18 protein-coding genes are annotated in these 18959 nt (G+C 42.2%); 6 read left to right on the forward strand and 12 right to left on the reverse strand.

The annotated features are described in order from the left end of the window. Positions 1–46: 46 nt before the first annotated feature. The 4 genes from LCU_RS07325 to LCU_RS07340 form a co-directional block, all read right to left on the reverse strand. On the reverse strand, positions 47–1087 hold the full coding sequence (locus tag LCU_RS07325; RefSeq protein ID WP_056966251.1) for a WxLIP family cell surface protein: 1041 nt from the start codon (positions 1085–1087) through the stop codon (positions 47–49). Between the two features lie 270 nt (positions 1088–1357). Further along, on the reverse strand, positions 1358–1873 hold the full coding sequence (locus LCU_RS07330) for an Rrf2 family transcriptional regulator (RefSeq protein WP_004270106.1): 516 nt from the start codon (positions 1871–1873) through the stop codon (positions 1358–1360). 30 nt (positions 1874–1903) lie between these two features. Next, the gene (locus LCU_RS07335) at positions 1904–2440 is read right to left on the reverse strand and encodes a hypothetical protein (protein ID WP_056966253.1); all 537 of its coding nucleotides are present in this window, start codon (positions 2438–2440) and stop codon (positions 1904–1906) included. An 89-nt stretch (positions 2441–2529) separates the two neighbouring features. Further along, positions 2530–3054: a GNAT family N-acetyltransferase gene (locus tag LCU_RS07340; RefSeq protein WP_235805400.1), complete on the reverse strand. Its 525-nt coding sequence runs from the start codon at positions 3052–3054 to the stop codon at positions 2530–2532. Positions 3055–3221: 167 nt separating this feature from the next. On the opposite strand from LCU_RS07340, the gene LCU_RS07345 reads away from it, so the two are divergent. Further along, positions 3222–3506, forward strand: a complete 285-nt coding sequence (locus LCU_RS07345; protein ID WP_056966257.1) for a hypothetical protein — start codon at positions 3222–3224, stop codon at positions 3504–3506. Between the two features lie 460 nt (positions 3507–3966). Further along, the gene (nhaC, locus tag LCU_RS07350; protein WP_004270096.1) at positions 3967–5340 is read left to right on the forward strand and encodes a Na+/H+ antiporter NhaC; all 1374 of its coding nucleotides are present in this window, start codon (positions 3967–3969) and stop codon (positions 5338–5340) included. Between the two features lie 42 nt (positions 5341–5382). On the opposite strand, the gene LCU_RS07355 is transcribed toward nhaC, so the two are convergent. Beyond that, positions 5383–5976 (reverse strand): TVP38/TMEM64 family protein, encoded by a 594-nt coding sequence (locus tag LCU_RS07355; protein WP_056966259.1) that lies wholly within the window; start codon positions 5974–5976, stop codon positions 5383–5385. Positions 5977–6065: 89 nt separating this feature from the next. Then, positions 6066–7802 (reverse strand): pyruvate oxidase, encoded by a 1737-nt coding sequence (spxB, locus tag LCU_RS07360; RefSeq protein WP_056966261.1) that lies wholly within the window; start codon positions 7800–7802, stop codon positions 6066–6068. A 194-nt stretch (positions 7803–7996) separates the two neighbouring features. Here spxB and LCU_RS07365 point away from each other — a divergent pair, with 194 nt between their 5' ends. Both LCU_RS07365 and LCU_RS07370 read left to right on the forward strand, forming a co-directional pair. After that, positions 7997–8953, forward strand: coding sequence for a Dyp-type peroxidase (locus tag LCU_RS07365; protein WP_056966263.1), 957 nt, complete (start codon positions 7997–7999; stop codon positions 8951–8953). A 181-nt stretch (positions 8954–9134) separates the two neighbouring features. Further along, entirely contained in the window at positions 9135–10076 is a 942-nt protein-coding gene (locus LCU_RS07370) for an NADP-dependent oxidoreductase (RefSeq protein ID WP_056966270.1), read from the forward strand. A 45-nt stretch (positions 10077–10121) separates the two neighbouring features. Here the strand turns inward: LCU_RS07370 and LCU_RS07375 are convergent, their stop codons facing one another. After that, positions 10122–10727, reverse strand: a complete 606-nt coding sequence (locus tag LCU_RS07375) for a TMEM175 family protein (RefSeq protein WP_371857628.1) — start codon at positions 10725–10727, stop codon at positions 10122–10124. A gap of 193 nt (positions 10728–10920) precedes the next feature. Here LCU_RS07375 and LCU_RS07380 point away from each other — a divergent pair, with 193 nt between their 5' ends. After that, complete coding sequence (locus tag LCU_RS07380) at positions 10921–11694, forward strand: DUF975 family protein (RefSeq protein WP_056966265.1); 774 nt, start codon at positions 10921–10923, stop codon at positions 11692–11694. A gap of 101 nt (positions 11695–11795) precedes the next feature. After that, positions 11796–12779, forward strand: a complete 984-nt coding sequence (locus LCU_RS07385; RefSeq protein WP_054644108.1) for an alcohol dehydrogenase catalytic domain-containing protein — start codon at positions 11796–11798, stop codon at positions 12777–12779. A 370-nt stretch (positions 12780–13149) separates the two neighbouring features. Here the strand turns inward: LCU_RS07385 and LCU_RS07390 are convergent, their stop codons facing one another. The 5 genes from LCU_RS07390 to LCU_RS07410 are packed head-to-tail and all read right to left on the reverse strand — an operon-like array spanning position 13150 to position 18792. Further along, the gene (locus LCU_RS07390; protein WP_056966267.1) at positions 13150–13857 is read right to left on the reverse strand and encodes an ECF transporter S component; all 708 of its coding nucleotides are present in this window, start codon (positions 13855–13857) and stop codon (positions 13150–13152) included. After that, a complete protein-coding gene (locus LCU_RS07395; RefSeq protein WP_128486131.1) occupies positions 13854–15500 on the reverse strand; it encodes an ABC transporter ATP-binding protein in 1647 nt (548 codons plus the stop codon). Before LCU_RS07395 ends, LCU_RS07390 begins: the two co-directional genes overlap by 4 nt. After that, complete coding sequence (locus LCU_RS07400) at positions 15479–16411, reverse strand: energy-coupling factor transporter transmembrane component T (protein ID WP_056966892.1); 933 nt, start codon at positions 16409–16411, stop codon at positions 15479–15481. The genes LCU_RS07395 and LCU_RS07400 overlap by 22 nt, the downstream gene beginning before the upstream one ends. After that, complete coding sequence (locus tag LCU_RS07405) at positions 16360–17154, reverse strand: DUF4430 domain-containing protein (RefSeq protein WP_056966894.1); 795 nt, start codon at positions 17152–17154, stop codon at positions 16360–16362. Before LCU_RS07405 ends, LCU_RS07400 begins: the two co-directional genes overlap by 52 nt. Before the next feature lie 9 nt (positions 17155–17163). Beyond that, a complete protein-coding gene (locus LCU_RS07410) occupies positions 17164–18792 on the reverse strand; it encodes a MucBP domain-containing protein (protein ID WP_056966896.1) in 1629 nt (542 codons plus the stop codon). Positions 18793–18959 lie beyond the last annotated feature (167 nt).

The raw sequence follows: 18959 nt of genomic DNA on the forward strand, positions 1-18959 counted from the left end.
TTCCATTAAAAAACCACGATTATTTCAATCGTGGTTTTCATTTTGCTTATTGTTCTTTATCTTTGCGTGATTTCCGCCATAAAAGAATTATCAATAGTAGGATAATGACAATCATAATACCGATAATGACATATAACCACCAGTTATTGTTCTCTGGTAATTCAACGGCCTTATCGTTATATTTTGCAACTTCCTGACGGGTAATCTCGAAGTTTTTAGAAAGTAGCCAACTCCCCTTATTCGATGTTACGCGTAACTTAATATTATATTTACCGGCTTTTAATGGTTGATTCTTTAAATCAATCCCGTAATTAAAGTTTGAATTAGGGGCCATCTCTAAGTCGCTGCGTTTGTTCTGATACAGAACCTTGTTTGACCCAACTTTGCGGATTTCACCTTTAACAACCATCTTACCGACTGAATTAGCTTTGACGTTCTGAACATTGGCTAAAACGGCAGTATGACTATTGATCAATCCTGCTTTCACCTTATTCAGCCGTAGACTAGGATGCACCATTTCATCTGATTCAGTCAGTTTAGCTGCAAGAATGTAGGCATATTGGTTGGTTAAAGTAGCCCCACCTTTTCGTTCCAACGCCTGATCAACCTGACTCTTAGGGACTTGTGAAATATAAAAGCCACCTAAAACCAGCCCTTTAAATGATTCATTTGGCACTGTTAAATCGAAAGTCACCGTCTGTTCACCGTTAGCCGGTACCTTTACCCGTTGCGCGCCCGACATCATATCACTAAACGAATACTTTAACGTGCTATCTCGCTTAGTATTGGTTCCTGTATAATCAATCAATCCATTTTCATTGGTTGTCGCTGTCGTAGGGGTCACATCGACCGTAATTGGTTTTGTTCCACTATTTTGAACCCGCACACCAACTTCTTGTTTTCGACCAGGAGTAACTTTTAAATCATAATAGCCCAACTCCGTATCCGTTTGATTATCAGGATAGACGGGCGTAACCGAATAAGTCACTTTCTCCGCCTGAACTGGTTGATGACTAACCATCAACATCAGGTCAAAAGTGGCAACCACCGCTAATAACAATCCAAATCGTTGCTTCATTCGTCTCATTCTATTCGCTACTCCTTCTAATTCAGAGTACGTTTTATGTAATAAAATAATAAGTTTTCAGCAAATATATATTTTTAATTTTGGTGTTAATTATTTTCTTCACTATTAATCTTAATCCTTTGTTAACAAGTGGTACGGCGTTAATTGGATATGCCATTGTCCATTTTTTAAATAAATTCTCAATTTTCTGAAACTATCAACTAATCAATTGAAAACTAATTTTCAATTTCAGCACAAAAAAAGCAATCCAACAACCGGATTGCTTTCACTCTATTTTAAATTTTTAATGATCTTCTGGATGAGTAATTCACGCTGTTCGGCTGATTGATTCCAATCAATCACTGGAATGGCTTGATGCCCAATTGTCTCAATAATCAAGCCAGAAACAGTTTGCCGTTTTAACTCGTTCGCCCATAGCATGTCCGCCTTGTGGAACGCAGCGTTAATAATCAATGTTCCTTGTTTAGCAACGGGTTGGAAGTCATTGAAGACCGTATCCAACTTACCCGTATCTGGATAAGACTTAATTTGTCCTTCCGTGGCCAACACAACATCGTAGATTGAAACTTCATCGGCTGGCCGCGCTAGTGTAAAACCACCACTATTACCAGAAGCCGATTTCACTAGCCCAGCCACTACTAACTTACGAATAATTTTGCGTAGGTAAGTCTGTGACCCGCCTAAGCGATGATGAATGACTTCAGACGAAATTGTGTGTTCAGGATCTTGCGTCGCCAAAAGTACGATAATACAAGTTGCTTGTTCAAACGCCCGTGTTAAATGCATTAGCCCTATCCCCTTTTTAACAGTCGCGCACTACGCCTTTCGCGTCTTAATGAATGAACCAGAGGATTGACCTGCGTCGGTTTGTACCTCAAACCCATATTTTTCAAGAATGTGTGCAACTTTCTTAAAATCATCTCTATCGAACGTACTGATATTACCATCAATTGTTTCAATTTCCAACTTATTCGCTAAATTACAGAAGGCTTTCACTGCCAATTGTGCTAAACCAAGATTTTGGAAATCATAAACAGCTAAGCGTGAAGCTGCTCCCAATGTTTCAAGAACTGTAATGTGCATTTCTTTTTTCCATTTATTGGTTTCAAATAAGAGTTGTGTTTGAAAATCAACCGTTGAATGTCCAAAGCGGTCGACGTTAGCGTATGGTGTGTAGACAAAAATCGAACTTGTCGATTCTTGTTGACCATTTTCGCGATAGTCTGTATAGACGATGTACTGCTTAACCTTTTCATCATTAACCTGGTTCATACTTGATAGAATCGTCAAATTTTCGTTTGCCTCAATTTGCGCTAACTTCCGTGCATAGGCTTGGTCGTTTTCGTTTGCCATTTGATTAACCCCCATTTGTCTTTCAAACCGATTATACCATAGCTTTCTCATTTAAACCGTGATTTATTACGGTTATAACCATGTTATTTTTACAATTTGAAAACGTTCACTATTCGGCGGTAGTACTGAACTCGTTGCCCGCCTAAATAATCCGGTAGTTGTGATTGATAAGTCTTCTCGAACTGAACTTTCTGTAAACTCGCTTGCGATGCTTGGTTGGTTAAAAAGCAGGCCGCATTAAAGGTGTTTACACCAGTTTCTTGCGCATAGGCTTGCATCGTTGCCGGCAATACTGCGCTGATAATCCCACGTCGTTGATATGCCGGTAAGATGGCAAAACTGAGTTCATATGCCGCGACTGATTGTCCATCCGCACTAAGGGTAGGGGCGAGCATTATCAATCCTTGCACCACCTGCGTTGTGCGATCAACAATCGCCCAAGCATCCTCATCATTCATCAACATTGTTAGAAACGACTGTGCTTCTTGTTGAGATTGAAAAGCCGTCATATTTAGCTGCGTCACAATCTTTTTTTGACAACCAATTTGATAGACCACTTCAAGATCCATTGGTTGAAAATGCCGTAGTTCAGTTGTGGCAGTCCTAATCTGCATCTGGAACAACTCCTTTGTCATATCAACACTCATAGTAACCCACTTACAGTGTTGCGCCAAGTAAATTCTTATGTTTCCATTAAACAAAAGCGCCAAAGTTATGGTATACCACTTTTTCAGTTTATACTAATAACGATTAATTACTCTTGTAGAAAGCGAGCATACCGATGACATTCCGCGATTATTTCCATTTATTTTCGACCGTTTCTCAACAAGCCGAATCCTATGATTATTTTTTACACTTTATTGAGACACCTGTTCCTGATTTACAACGGTATCCCGAATTAACTAAAATTTGTGATTGGGCCGCTTATGATGATCACAGTTTTCGTCTGTGGACAAGCTTGCCCCTCGACGAATTCGAGCAGCGTTTTGCTGAAACTGTCCCATTACCAAGCGATTCTTACCAGTTAGATTACAGTTACAATTTGCAAGATACAAATTTTTTCTAAAGTTCATGCTTGACTTTTAATTCGAACTACCGTAAATTGAATAACAATCATAAGTCATCTTAATTCAAACTAAGTAGTGCATTATCTGGGTGTCAGAAAGTCGGTGGTTGCTGCGAACCGATCAGGGTAATTGTTACGAAATACTGAATGGATGATTCGGCTAATTAACAGGACCGTTATCACCTGTAAGAGTGGTGTGTTACCTTAAAATGACACGTTAACTGGGTGGTACCGCGGTTTCCAATCGTCCCTATTCGCATCAGCGAGTAGGGACTTTTTTTGTAGAGTGCGTGATTTAGCGCTTAATATCTAAACATTTGCATAGAACATTGCCAATCAAAAACACATTTCAACTATGGAGGGATTTTCATGTTCAAGATTGCATCGTGCGGGGGAATCCTCCGTTATCAGTCTTTTGTCGCACCAGCCTAACCATTAAACTTAAAAGGATGCGATTTAAATGACAAAACACAAAACTAGTTTATTAGAAGCAAGTATCGTTTTACTTATTCTGCTAGCCATCATGGGTAGCGGCGTGATTGTTTTCCAACTTTCACCACAAACACCCGTCTTAACGGCGATTGCCCTCTTGATTCTATGGGCCCGTTGGCGGCACTTTAGCTGGGACGCCATTCATTCTGGTATCGAAGATGGTCTCAAAAGCGGAATCATTCCTATCATTATTTTCATTCTCGTCGGCGCCTTAATCAGTATCTGGATTGCCGCCGGTGTGATTCCTAGCCTGATGGTCTGGGGCTTCAAAATGGTCAGTGTCCACTGGTTCATTCCCTCGATTTTCGTCGTCTGTGCGCTTGTCGGCAGTGCCATCGGGAGCGCCTTTACCGTCATTTCAACCGTCGGCATTGCTTTCTTCGGGATTGGAGCCACACTCGGACTAAACACTACCATCGTGGCCGCAGCTATTATTTCCGGGGCAATATTCGGTGATAAGTCATCGCCACTTTCACAATCAACAAACTTAACCGCAGCGGTTACTGAAACAGATCTATTTGAACATATTAAGAACTTGATGTGGACCACGGTTCCAGCGTTTGTTGGCTCATTAATTTTATACGCTATCATTGGCCACACCTCGAAAAATGTCTCCCTCGATAAAATTGGTGCGACGGTTGCTGTCTTAAACACGCACACTTCAGTTAGCCTACTTGCACTAATTCCAATCATCTTAATTTTCGTTTGTGCTCGCCTTAAAATGCCAGCAATTCCAACACTCTTTTTAAACATTGCCGTTTCAATCGGTTTAATCTTTTTCCACAACCCACACACACCAATTGCTAAAATTGCGAGTTACATTGAAAATGGGTTTGTTGCCCACACCGGCGATAAAAGTATCGATGCCTTGCTCTCACGCGGTGGGATTAATAGCATGTTAAGCACCGTCGCCTTAATTATCTTAACCTTAACCCTCGGTGGCCTCTTAATGAAGCTTGGTTTAATCGAACGCGTGATGGCCCCTCTTGCTACCCATCTTAAGACGCCAGGTCAATTGCTCAGCGCCGTTATTGCTTCTGGGATTGGCGTTAACCTCTTTATCGGTGAAGAATTCCTTTCTGTGATTCTCCCTGGTAAAGCCTTCAAGAGCACCTTTGAAAAATCAAACTTGAGTAATCTTGCTTTAGGGCGCGCCCTTGAAGATGGTGGGACAGTTATCAACTACCTCGTTCCATGGGGCGTCGCTGGCGTTTTTGCCGCTAATACTTTAGGCGTCCCTACCTTGAGTTACCTTCCATTTTGTTTCTTCAGTCTCTTATCACCAATCTTCTCAATTCTCAGTGCCGTTACTGGCATCGGGTTAAAGAGAAAAACCGCCTAAACACGCAAAAAAGGCCCAGGATAAAATATCCTGGGCCTTTTTTTATATTAATTGCATTAGGAATTGACCGCCATACACCAGCGCAAAACTATACACTGCAATTGAAGCTGGCTTGCATAAAATAATGATCCATGTAAATTTCTTCAATGACATCTCGGTGAGCCCAGCCATCAAGCACAAGACATCGTCTGGTGCGACCGGTAAGAAAATCGCAAGTGCGAAGAAGCGCGCAAAGTTTTTCTTTTCCGTAATTGTCCCGATATACTTGTCATACGTTTTTTCACTGATGACGTGTAAGATGAACGGCTTCCCAAATTGTCGTGCTAATAAGAAGTTCAAGATAGAACCAATTGCAATCCCGACGTAATTATAAACAAACCCCCAAAGTGGGCCGAATACCAAAACCCCGGCTGCGGTGCTAATCCCGCCTGGAATGACAGGAATCACAACTTGAATAATCTGAATCGTGATGAAAATCAGCGGACCAATTAGCACAGAGTGCCCCAAATACGCCTGCAACGCGGTCGTGTTATTAAAAAGACCAAGCCGAGACCAATAAATAGCCAATGAGATGCTTCCGATTAATGCCATGAGAGACGTTGCGCTGATTAAGCATCTTGAAATTGTTCTACTCATCCGCTGAATTCCTTCCAAGGTTAATTTTAATTATAATTTACCACATTCAACATTATTTTTTATCGGTCGCTAGTCTGATTTAAAAAATCTTAACTTTCTAAGAACGTCCGAAATGGTTTCAATCCTTGTGCATGATATTTTTCAACAAAGGCCGCTACTTCTGCTGGATCCTGTGTTTGATCATCAATCACGAGTTGTTCAACGGGTAACGGACGTTCGTTAGCAATTTTAACATCAATCACAACAGGTTCCTTCGTGCCTTTAGTAGCAGCAAAAGCAGCTTTCAATTCAGCTAATGTCCGTACCGTAAATCCTTTTGCGCCCATCGCTGTTGCTGCTGCACCGTAATCTGCCCCTTGAATGGCAACCCCTGAGTGTGGTTGACCCTTATCATCTTGTTCAGCTTCAATGAATCCGAATGAATCGTTGCTTAATACAACGTTGATGATTGGCATTTGGTATTTAACTTGCGTGATAATATCTTGCATCACCATCGTGAAGCCACCGTCACCACTAATCGACCAGATTTGACGGTCAGGGTAGGCAGCCTGGGTCCCGATTGCTGCAGGCACTGCGCAACCCATTGTGGCATACCATGCTGATAACGTCATACGTTGGCCTGGATGCATTTTCAAGAAACGCACCCCATCGATTGAAACATTCCCAACATCGAGATTAAAGATGGCATCGTCAGTGGCCATCTCATTGATTTGTTTGAAGACGGGTTCCACACGTAACGGTGTTTGATCGTTTTCTTCAAAACTGGCTTTCCATTCATTCCAGTTTTCTTTGTTGGCGAGTGCTGCTTTATAAAAGGCAGATTTTTTGGCAACTGGTTCACTCGCGGCTAGCAATGCCTTTAATGCCGTCTTAGCATCCGCTAAAATTCCGACATCCACATGGTGTCTGTGTCCTAGTTTAGTAGGATCGATATCAATTTGAATAAATTTGGCATCTGGCTTGAAGAAGTATTGACCGAATTCATAATTGCTACCGACAAATAAGATTAGATCAGCAGCTTCTGCCAAATCAACTCCGGGTTTCGTGGCTACTCGCCCAGCTGAAACCATATAAGCTGGATGGTCATCGGCAACAATCCCTTTTGAAAGGGCTGATGACATCATTGGGATACTCAACCGATCAGATAAAGCAACCAATTCTTCACCCGCAGCACGTGCACCCTGACCAAAATAAATAATGGGTTGTTTTGCATCTTTAATTAACTGTAATGTACGATCAATATCCGCGCTTCTTGGCTCTGGATAATTGCCCATTTGGAATAAGTTTGCAGTGGCCTCGAAGTTATCTTCAATCGGTTCCCAGCCTAGGTTAGTTGGAATCGTGACAACTGCTACGCCGCGGTGTTTATAGGCTTGTTGAATGGCTTGGTCGACTACAAGTGGCATCTGTTCAGCCGTCATTACCGTCCGATTATAGACTGCCACATCAGCAAACATGGGGTTTTCATTCATTTCTTGGAAATAATCCGTATTCATCACACCCGTAGCAACTTGTCCAACTAATGCTAATACAGGAACATTATCATATTTAGCATCGTAGAGACCATTTAACAAGTGGACTGCACCAGGTCCGGCTGAGCCAAATGTAGCAGCAATCTTGCCAGTCGCTTTGGCTTCACCCGCCGCTGCTAGTGCACCGACTTCTTCATGGCGCACTTGAATGTAACGCATAATCGCTTTCTGGTTATGTAGTGCATTCATCGTTGAATCAAACGAGCCACCGGGTAAACCAAAAATATGGTCAATTCCCCAGTCTGCCATGACTTTTAACATTGCATCTGATGCGTTTATTTTCTGTGCTACCATTAATAAAGACCTCCTGATGATTTTATGTTTCACTTACTTAAGTATACCGCTTAAAATATAAGCGTTACAAATAATATGTCTTTTTTTAATTATTGGGACTGGTAAAAAAAACCATTTTTTGGTATGCTTGCACTGAGCTAGATAATAATGATTATAAATAACTAACTTTAAATTTTTATTTGGAGGTTCTGAACATGGCAATTACACCCACAGATGCACAAGACGTTTTTAAAGATGCTGGCGAGAACATCATTTTCGTCACCCAGAAATTGAATCGGCAAGATGCCGAGACGGACAAAGCGGCTGTTACCGAATTAGCAGCGCGCATTCCAGCGATCATCAATAGCATGAATATCCGTTACCCAGATGCCCACTTACGCGTGGCTTTCGGGATTGGCTCGGATGCTTGGGATTACTTATTCCCTAACGCACCAAAACCAAAGGAATTGGAACCCTTCAAGGCAATTCCAAGCCCTAAACATGATGCCGTCGCAACCGGAGGCGATCTTTTCTTCCATATTCGGGCCAAAGAAATGGCGGTTTGTTATGAAGTATTAGATCAAATGATGCAATTCATTTCTGATAACGCAACAACGATTGATGAAACACACGGATTCCGTTACTTCGAAGGCCGCGCGATCATCGGCTTCATTGACGGTACGGAAAATCCCGCTATCGATGAAACTGCTGAATACGCATTAGTCGGCGATGAAGATCCAGAATTCATCAACGGTTCATACGCTTTTGCACAGAAATATATCCATGCCATGGACAGCTGGAACCATACTTCAACTGAAGAACAAGAAAAAACAATTGGCCGCAAAAAGTTTTCTGACTTAGAACTTGCTGACGCCGAAAAGCCAACCAACGCGCACAACGTTGTCTCACAAGATAACGAAGGCGGTGTGGAACATAAGATTGTTCGCATGAACGTTCCATACGCAAACCCTGGCGAAAAAATGACCGGTACTTACTTTATCGGCTATTCTCGAACATGGTCAGTGACAAAACGCATGTTAACCAACATGTTCGTCGGCAAACCAGCCGGCAATTATGACCACCTACTCGACTTCAGTGAACCAACAACTGGTGCCCTATTCTTCATCCCATCAAAAACAACACTAGCAAAAATAGCAGAAGAAGAACTATAGAGTGCTGACTCAAACGGGTTAGACTTTGAGGATTAACAGCATTATTTTCTGAGCATCCAATTAACCAAATTGGGTGCTTTTCTTTTACTTTTTAAGCCTGTTAATTGACTTAACAACCATTTGATTGGTACACTACACTTACTAATAATAAGAAAATGAGGCTATTCATATGTCAGAAACAATGCACGCTGTTGCCATCCAACAATATGGTGACGAAAACCAACTTGAAATGATTACTTTACCGATGCCTACAATTGGTGAACACCAAGTCCTAATTCAATCTAAAGCGACAGCAATCAACCCACTCGACTGGAAATTACGTGAAGGTCATCTCACAAGCATGTTCCAATGGGAATTCCCAATCGTTCTTGGCTGGGACCTTTCCGGGGTCGTTGTTGCCGTTGGATCAGCCGTAACAGAATGGCACGTTGGTGATGAAGTTTTCGCACGACCTGCCACTTCAAATCGTGGTACTTATGCTGAATACGTTGCCGTTGATGACAACTTAATCGCACCAAAACCAGTCAATGTCACTTTTGAAGAAGCGGCTGCCGTCCCATTAGCTGGCGAAACTGCTTGGCAAGCACTCTTTAACCACGGTCACCTACAACCAGGCGAAACCGTCCTGGTCCAAGCTGGTTCAGGTGGCGTAGGTTCATATGCTATCCAATTCGCAAAAGCAATGGGCGCCCACGTTATCACCACAACTAGTGCGAAGAACTTCGATCTTGTCCGTGAACTTGGCGCTGATGAAATCATTGACTATCGAACTGAAAAAGTGGCCGATAAAGCCCACAATGTCGATCTCGTTATCGACACTATCGGGGGTCAAGGACAAGTCGATGCATGGGCTGTCCTCAATCCTGAAACAGGTCGCCAAATTTCAATCGTTGGTGAAGCGCCTGAAACTGCGGCCATCATTAAAGATACCAATATGACTTTCAAAGCCATCTGGTTAATGCCAGATGGTGATCAACTTAAAAAGATTGCCGCATTAATGGCCGATGGTAAAGTCAAATCAATTATCGATACTGTCTTCCCATTTTCTGCTGATGGCTTGATCAAAGCCCATCAACTAAGTGCTACGAATCACTCAACCGGGAAAGTTGTTATTAAATTCTAGATCTCCCAAAAAACACCGCTAACCTAATAGGCTAGCGGTGTTTTTTTAATCATTGAATAATTGATCACTTTCTTTGTCGGTACGATTCCCAATCGTATAAATTTCGACCATTACGAAAATTAATTCGATGGGTGGAAAGAAATAAATAGCGACTAATAGAATCACTTGAATCACCCAGAAATAAGGTCTAGTAATCGTGCTATAGATCGGCATGGCTTTAATTTTTTGATACCGCTCAGGGGCGACTTCACGATTGGCGTTCGCCAATGCATCACTCAAGAAGAAGTAGGCCAATAACCAAATCAGATGAACCACGTAGTAAAAATATTCCGGACCGCGTTCATTGATGAACCGCCCCGTCCAAGCCGTTGCAACGGGTAAAAATGACATGGATAATAACCAAATATTATTCAGCCAATAAATACGCTTTGTTCCTCGTTTCGTCAGCGAAAACATATAGTAATGATTATACCAAGCAACCCCTACGAAAACGTACGTAATGATATACGCAAAAAAGTAGGGACCATTTTCCAAAAGTGCCTTAATTTCCGGTGTTTCTGGCGTTTTAAATTCCAAGATCATAATGGTGACAATAATCGCGATGACAGCATCGCTAAATGCTTCTAATCGACCCTTATTTATTCTATACATCCCCTTAACCAAAATAGCTAATTTTATATTTTACACTATTTAATTATGATGTGCTATTATTTATAGAATGCCTGATGTACCAGTGCATTCAACAACTAATCCCCAACAATCCTTTCAAAGATACTTAAAAATAAATTGATTTCAGCCATTAATTAATAGTATAATTTATCTACGTAGTAAGGGAGGAATTATCATGGAAAGAGAGTATCAATCACGCGCTTCACTTAAAAAAGAAGTTAAGTCATTATTTGCTGGTCATTGGGGAAAGGCCGTTACGTTGAACATCATCCCCACTCTGCTATCAATTATTGGGGTGATTATTGTCGGAGCAGTCTTGATGGCCATGATTGCCATCTCCGCAAACACCGACCCATCAATGGCTGCCAATGAATCTTTTTCGGGCCATTCGTCTGGTAGTAGTTTTGCTGGTCAAATTCCAAGTTTCATTTTGGGGCTCATTACACTTGGGATTAATTTTACTTTCTTAGATTGGCTCCGTTCGAAAGATGCTGATTTTAGTTCACTCAAAGGAGCTTTCAGTGTCTTCTCAAAACGTTATTTCTTGGGCGCTTTTCTAATTCGAATTTTAGCTAGCTTATTTACATTCCTTTGGGCATTGTTATTCATTATTCCGGGGATCATTAAAGGCTACGCTTATTCTCAAGCTTCTTATATCTTCAAGGACTTAACAGATAACGATCCACAAGCTGACGTTAGCTTTTTAGATTGTATCACTAAGAGTCGTGAGTTAATGAATGGGCATAAATTCCGGTTTTTCGTCTTACAACTAAGCTTCTTAGGTTGGGATATTTTAGCTGGCCTCTCACTTGGCATTGGCTATTTCTGGTTAACGCCATATAAGAATGCAACTTATATGGCATTCTACAAAGATCTTGCAGGCGATCAATTTTTACAGACAACTTCTGCAGATGAACCAACTGAAGAAGTTACTGTTGAAGCAATTTAAATGAACTCAAGACGTTCTTAATTGGGCGTCTTTTTTTGTATTATGCGGTGATTAGCAGTAGGCTTAGACTAACCATTTTATTCAGAAAGGATGACGTCATCATGACCACTAATCACCAAATCCAACTTGATACCGAACATAATTGGCACGCAGTGTCTGGTGAAATCCCTACGCCTAAACCTGAAGAGCTACTGATCAAAGTCAGGGCAAGTAGCGTCAACCCTGTCGACCTTAAAAGACGAGCTAGCACCACAACCATTTTAGGCTATGACGGGTATGGTACCGTGCAAGCGGTCGGCGCCACTGTGACCAACTTTCAACCTGGCGATGTTGTCTTCTATGCCGGCAGTACCCAGATCGATGGCAGTTTCCAACACTATCAATGTGTTCCGGCCGCGATTTGTGCGCTTGCGCCTAGTACAATCAGTGCCGCGGAGATTGCCGGCTTACCGCTTGTTTCGTTAACCGCCTATGAATTACTTTTTGAAAAGCTTGGTTTTACCGCTGAACAAAATGCCAATCGTGGCAAACAACTATTGATTATCAATGGTGCCGGTGGGGTTGGATCAATTCTCAGTCAACTCGCTAAGTGGGCCGGATTCACCGTCACTGCCACAAGCAGTCTCACTCATTTCGACTGGCTAAAAACAAACGGAGTTGATCACCCGCTGGATTATCATTCACCTAGCAGCTTAGACAACTTAGCCAGTCTTCCGGATAACACCTTTGATGCCATCGCGGTCCTTTATGATATTGAAAGCTATCTCCAAGAGGTCGCACGGCTGATTAAACCGTTTGGACAAGTCGGTACGATTGTTAGCAATACGCATCCACTTGATCTCGCACTGCTTAAGCCTAAATCAGCCTCATTTTCATTTGAGTACATGTTCACTAAAACGGACTATCAATTCCAAACCACTAGTCAAGGGGCGATTCTCCAACAAATTGCGCGGCTAATCGATGCGCGGATTCTGCATCCAATCACCACCGCCCACTACACAGGCTTAACGGTCGCTAATCTCCAAATGATTACTGATAAACTGTTAACTGGCCATACGACTGGTAAACAGGGATTGGTCTACTAAACGCAAAAAAGCCGCAACCAAATTGGTTGCGGCTTTTTTAACACAACAGTCATCGAGTTGCGGGGATTGAACCCACATCAATCATTCATTTTACGCTTCGCTTTTAATAGCCAATCGCTTTTGATTTTCTTGGGAGGAATTTCAATTTAGATGATTGGTTCTACCGTTAAACTACAACTCATTGGGTGTTGCTAAGACACTTCTTTAGGGAGGAATTGTCTCATAAAATTAACTTGCTCAGATTCACTTACTTGGGAGATGCTTATCTGATATTTATAGAATACCAAGCAGTTGGGACCAAATTGTGAACTTTCAAGTATGAAATGATGTCCGTTAAAAAAAGCCCCACCACTTTGGTGAGGGCTCAATTTTATAGCTCATCTTCCGTCGCCAACAAACCATACTTCACTTTAAAGCGACTGATGATTCGGTACCACGACTGATAAAAGAAGAAAATAAAAAAAACATTTGATAAAGCATGGGCCAAGTCAAAATAGAAACTCGCGACATAGGCTGCAATAAAAGTCTTAATCGTCAGTGGATTGACGTATGCGACAAAATACCACAGATTCATAATCCACCCAAAAATAAAGCCCCAGACAAACCCAAAAATACAGAGCAAGTATTTATTCTGTGCCCACTGATGGCGACTAATTAAGCCTGCCGTAACGCCCATCATGCCCCAGCAAAACATTTGCCATGGGGTCCATGGCCCTTGTCCCAAAAACATATTCGAGACAATCGCGGCGGTCGAACCGACAATAAAACCCGATTCTGGACCAAGGACTAATGCCGACACGATAATCACAAAACTAGTTGGCTGAACACTGGGCAATGGTGCAAATGGTACCCGAGTGACTGCCGCAATCGCCGCTAAAACCGCGATGAAAATAATTTCACGGGCGCGAATATCCCGGGTTTCAAACCGCCAATAAAATGGCAGCATACTGGCAATCAAACAGATAAAACTGAAGATCAGAAAATGCTGTCCTTTTAAAGTGACGATAAACAACATGAAAATCGCCATAATCAAGAAAGCCAATCCAAACGTGGTCCAACTATTTTTTAAAGCTTTCATGCGTGCACCTCTTCCCAATTCAGGGCTTCGGGCAATTGACTGCGTAACATTCGGTTGATGGTTGTCGTATAGAAGAAGTTATGCGCGAAAAAGGCATAAGGTTCTTCCTCCGATACAATCGTCCCATCGAATAATAAGGCACACTGACTAGCAAACCGGGCACTAAAGGCCATATCGTGACTTGCCATAATCAACGTTAAGCCTTCCGCTTGTAAACGCGTTAACAATTCACCCAACGCCCGTTTGCGAATCGGATCAAGGCCCTTTGTTGGCTCATCCAACAAGAGTAACTGCGGCTGCGCTAGCAATACAATCCCGAGTGCAATCAATTGTTGCTCGCCGCCACTGGCATCTTGCGGGTTACGTTCAGCAAGGGTTTGAAGACCGAGCTTTGCTAGCATCTCTTCTGCCACTTGTTCTGGTGTTACGCGTTTTAACTGCCGCGCCCGTTCGATAAATTCTTGACGGACACTATCATAACTGAAATGATCGCTCGGTGTTTGTGAGAGATAACCCACTGTTTTGAAAAGTTCAGCTTGCGCCCACTTACCGATCTTCTTCCCCTGTAACTTGATTGCACCATGGCGCGGTTGTAATAAACCAATCAAAAGCTTCAACAACGTCGATTTACCAGTCCCATTTTTACCAACAATCGCTAACCAATCGCCGGTATGAACCTCTAGATTGAGCTGATCTAAAACATAAGGGTCATTTTTTTCATACTGAAAGCTCACATGTTTGGCCTGCAGAATTGTTACTTGGTCGTTCGTGGCTATTTTACGTTTAGCATGCGTTAACTGCCATTGTTGCCGCTCAATCAATTGCTTCCCACTGACAACGGTCAATGGTAATGCCGCAATATCAGCCGGTGCAATCAACTCATTTTGTAAAAAGACGTGTGGCACATCTGGGACGAATTCACGCAATGCCGGTTGCGCCCAAATTGCTGCTAATCCACCAGCAACCGGTCCTTGATACGTTATCTCACCGCCATCCATCAACCAAAGTTGATTAGAGAGCGGTAAAATATCATCCAACTGGTGTTCACTGATAATCACGGTGATGCCGAGTTCGTCATGTACCCGTTGCAATAAACTAATAAATTCTTTGGTCGCAATGGGGTCGAGTTGCGCTGTTGGTTCATCCAACAGTAAAAGATCTGGCTGTAAAATCAAAACCGACGCTAGGTTGACCAGTTGTTTTTGGCCACCCGATAAATCATGCACGGAAGCATACAGCAAATCTTGGAAACCTAAAAAGCTGACTAATTCGGCAATTCGTTTTTGAATATTTGCACTCTTTTCACCAATATTCTCGAGTGAAAAAGCGAGTTCCTGAATGACCGTATCCATCACTAATTGGTTATCCGGATTTTGAAAGACCATCCCAATCTTCTGCGCACTTAACCCTTGCGATAAATCAGCTAACGGTTGGCCCTCGAAAATAATCTCACCCGACCGTTTACCAACGGGCCAGAGTTCTTTTTTGAGTTGGCGCAATAAGGTGGTCTTCCCGCTACCCGAGTTCCCAGCTAACGTAATGAAGTCACCCGTCTGAACGGTTAAATTAATGTCTTTCAGATTTTGTTGGGTTGCTAATGCATACTGAAAATTAAATTGTTTTATTTGCGCAATGTCCACCATAAATATTCCCATCCTTCTAGTAATAGCGGCAAACTATCAATTAATAAGACTAACACTAAACATAGCCAACCAATTTGATTCAAATGAATCGAGCCAAGTATTGGATAAATCGCTAAGCGGCCAATCCCCTGTTTAGCAAAATAAAAACAAAGTGCACTGCCTGCTACAAGACTTGCCAATACCCAACCATCCCGTTGGGTAAATCGATAACGTTGATAACTCGTTCGCTTCTGTGACCCATAACCACGGGCCGTCATTGAATCAGCCGTTTGTAGTGCGTCAACCAATGAATTAATCAATAATACTTCCATCAAACGCATCCCGGCATGTGATCGGGCTCTAACACTCCCCGTTTCCATCTGCACACCACGTGTTCTTTGGACATTCTTGATATTGGTAAACCGCCGAATAAATAGTGGGACAAACCGCATCGTAATCATCGTTAATAAAGTTAGTTGCGGTGAAATCCGCACAAATAAATATAAGAACTTATGATTCGTCATACTCTGATTATAGGAAACAAACACTAGCATTAAGATCGCCAGCGAAAGCGCCATTAAAAAACCGTACATGACAGCCTCTGCTGTGATCACCGTCCCACCAAACGTCGCAATCACGTGCGCCCCATGATTATTCATAATAGGATTCATCACGACGATAAAGAGCATCATGAACAATGCACCCTGCAATGTCCCCAGTGTTTTCTTCTGGTTTTTCGCAAGCAAGTTCACTGCAATCATCATCAACAATTCACTTACAAGAAAAATCGGATGAATAAAAACCATTGAGAACGCAATTGCAATCACGTAATACGCAAAGATGACGATTGGATTTAATTGATCAAAGACCAGTTGCGATTTTAACCCTGAGGCGCGTTGCGATCGTTCCCGAGATTTTCCGTATACATCCAATCAATCACATCTCCACTCTTAACAGGATAATTACCACAAGAATAGTTAGGAAAACTGCCATTCACTCGATAAAGCCATCCGCTTAACGGTCCTTTATCAAATTCGAATAGCCCATTAATGCCTTTGATATAGACGCCGCCGCCCGTCCCACGATAGGATAGTGCCATCCCGCGACTTTGCAAATCACGTTTTAAAACATCAATCACCATATCCCCATCCTTGATTTCAACTTGATCACCGTTCAACCATTTCGGATTACCTTCACTAATTGGTCCATAAACATTGACGCTCACCTTTTCAAGGACTGGTTGGGGCGTCGTAGTGGGCGGTGTAACTGGTTTACTTTCAGTTGATTGTGACGATTGATTAATGGCGGATTGGGTCGATGCCGATTGGACTGCCGAGCCTTGTTCTACAGCTTGTTGCGATGCTAATTGTTTGCTAGAGGCCGATTTTTGTGATGATTCATTTGTCTGTTCAGATTGACTGCTGGACTTGCGCGTTTCAGCTGTTTTCCGACTTTCAGATACCGCCCTACTATGTGACTCAGAGGCCTTAGATTTAACTTTACCATCTAAACCAACAGTTGCTGGCTTGACCCGTTTTTTTGATCTATGTTCCTCTTTAACATGTTGACTACGCGTAGACGGATTATCTTGAGCCACACTTTGATAGGTACCGTATCCGATGCCGCTTAAAATAACTAAACTACCGATAATCGCAATGATTCTCTTTTTAGACATATCTAACTCCTAACGATGTTCAACTTGACGCTTGAACCAACTGCCAATAATCCCAGTCAAAAGTATCAAGCCGGCTACAGAAGCAACTACTGTTGAGTTAACACCCGTTTGTGGTAATTGCTTTTGCTTTATTTGAGCATGATCTTGATTGTCTGCTTGGTGTTTATTTTCTTTTTCAACCGTAGTCACTTGTCGTTCAAACTTGAAACTGATTGTATTATTCGCTGCATTAATCGTGATGGATTTGGTTGGCGTGTCTTTTAATTGATAACCCTCAACTGCAACATCAGATGCATTAATCAACATTGTGCGTCCAACTCTTTGATGCTGCAATTGAATTGTTTTAAACACTTTGCCGTTTTGATCGACTGCTTGCACCGTAACGTCAGCAAACTGCGCTGCAGGAATTGTCCCAATCATTTGTTTCCGATACTGGAACGTCACGGTCGTTCCCGTTTTAGCAACTTGAACAGTTTGTTGTGCATTGCCTAATAATTCATAACCCTCAACTGCGACTTGATTAGCATTCACCGTAATGGTTTGACCAACGGGTTGTTCAGCTAATTGAAGACTCTTTAAAATTTGTCCCTTTTCATCAACTGCTTGGACCTTTACCGATGCTTTTTCAATAACTGGCGTTTTAAAATCATAAATTGAGCCTTTTCCCGCTTGGAACAACCGGTATTGGGCTAACGTATAAACGGCTTGTTCAGTTGACATCGCTAGCGATCCCATATCGTTATTAATATTCCAGCGGAACTGTCCATCTGCTCTTTGATAAGCGACCAGCCGTGAAATCGGGTTAGCGCCTTGATCGCCAACAAATGTTGTGACTGGATCAACTCCAGCTGCAATTAAGCCCATGACAACCATTGCCGTACTATTTGAGTTTTCTTCTGTCATATAAACACTAGGGATTAAAAAACCACCCGTTTGTGCAACAAATGTTTTTTCTTTCAACATCGTTACCGCTTTATCTAGCGCATCTTGAACGCCTGGGAAGTCACGATGCATCCCCAACGCCGTCATCGTCATCCCGGTCGTATCTAAATCACTTTTACTACCGAAAAAAGCCCAGCCATTTTCAGCGTTTTGTGCTTGTAAAACCGTTGGAATTAAACTATCAATCGCTTGCTGTGCCTTGGCACCATAATCACGCATGCTAAGGGCGATGATGCCGTAAACTTGCCCGTTGATCCCACCAGTTGGTGCTTTTTCAATAATTTTATCAATTATATTTAAACCAGCGAAGTTGGTTGCATCTTCACCAAGTGCTGTTACCCCAATTACCAACACTTCTAAATCGGTTGCCGAAAAACGTTGATCAGCGAGCATTGATTGTGCATCCGCAACCAAGGCATTATGATAACTCAAGCGTTGCGCTGCACTCAGTGTCACGCCTGATTGAATAGCTGCTAACGCTGACCATACATCTGGTTGGCCATTATTCAACAACTGTTGCGCCCCAGCCACCATTGCTTTTTGATAATCCGTACTAGATGCAGTACGTGGTGTCACTTGTGTAACCTTTGTCTCACTCGCAGACACCGTTTGTGCACTACCAATAACTGAAACAACAGGCATTATTAACATTAATCCTGTCCATAATAAGGTAAAAAATTGTTGTCGCTTCTTCATTTAACTCTCCTCATTCCGATTAACTTTGATACCCTATAATTTACCATATTTAGGAGCTAGAAAGTTGGCCCTATAAGGTTAATCTTCACAAATACGCCTTAAAAAAAACTTCATTTCAAACACAATTTATTCATATTTCCCGCCTAAACTAATATTTATTCAGTTTT

Source organism: Latilactobacillus curvatus JCM 1096 = DSM 20019 (assembly GCF_004101845.1).
GTDB lineage: Bacteria > Bacillota > Bacilli > Lactobacillales > Lactobacillaceae > Latilactobacillus > Latilactobacillus curvatus.

Bases quoted from the DNA above. Each gene is read 5' to 3' on its own strand.
- LCU_RS07325 (WP_056966251.1), bottom strand. From the start codon at position 1,087: ATGAGACGAATGAAGCAACGATTTGGATTGTTATTAGCGGTGGTTGCC.
- LCU_RS07330 (WP_004270106.1), bottom strand. From the start codon at position 1,873: ATGCATTTAACACGGGCGTTTGAACAAGCAACTTGTATTATCGTACTT.
- LCU_RS07335 (WP_056966253.1), bottom strand. From the start codon at position 2,440: ATGGCAAACGAAAACGACCAAGCCTATGCACGGAAGTTAGCGCAAATT.
- LCU_RS07340 (WP_235805400.1), bottom strand. From the start codon at position 3,054: ATGCAGATTAGGACTGCCACAACTGAACTACGGCATTTTCAACCAATG.
- LCU_RS07345 (WP_056966257.1), top strand. From the start codon at position 3,222: ATGACATTCCGCGATTATTTCCATTTATTTTCGACCGTTTCTCAACAA.
- nhaC (WP_004270096.1), top strand. From the start codon at position 3,967: ATGACAAAACACAAAACTAGTTTATTAGAAGCAAGTATCGTTTTACTT.
- LCU_RS07355 (WP_056966259.1), bottom strand. From the start codon at position 5,976: ATGAGTAGAACAATTTCAAGATGCTTAATCAGCGCAACGTCTCTCATG.
- spxB (WP_056966261.1), bottom strand. From the start codon at position 7,802: ATGGTAGCACAGAAAATAAACGCATCAGATGCAATGTTAAAAGTCATG.
- LCU_RS07365 (WP_056966263.1), top strand. From the start codon at position 7,997: ATGGCAATTACACCCACAGATGCACAAGACGTTTTTAAAGATGCTGGC.
- LCU_RS07370 (WP_056966270.1), top strand. From the start codon at position 9,135: ATGCACGCTGTTGCCATCCAACAATATGGTGACGAAAACCAACTTGAA.
- LCU_RS07375 (WP_371857628.1), bottom strand. From the start codon at position 10,727: ATGTATAGAATAAATAAGGGTCGATTAGAAGCATTTAGCGATGCTGTC.
- LCU_RS07380 (WP_056966265.1), top strand. From the start codon at position 10,921: ATGGAAAGAGAGTATCAATCACGCGCTTCACTTAAAAAAGAAGTTAAG.
- LCU_RS07385 (WP_054644108.1), top strand. From the start codon at position 11,796: ATGACCACTAATCACCAAATCCAACTTGATACCGAACATAATTGGCAC.
- LCU_RS07390 (WP_056966267.1), bottom strand. From the start codon at position 13,857: ATGAAAGCTTTAAAAAATAGTTGGACCACGTTTGGATTGGCTTTCTTG.
- LCU_RS07395 (WP_128486131.1), bottom strand. From the start codon at position 15,500: ATGGTGGACATTGCGCAAATAAAACAATTTAATTTTCAGTATGCATTA.
- LCU_RS07405 (WP_056966894.1), bottom strand. From the start codon at position 17,154: ATGTCTAAAAAGAGAATCATTGCGATTATCGGTAGTTTAGTTATTTTA.
- LCU_RS07410 (WP_056966896.1), bottom strand. From the start codon at position 18,792: ATGAAGAAGCGACAACAATTTTTTACCTTATTATGGACAGGATTAATG.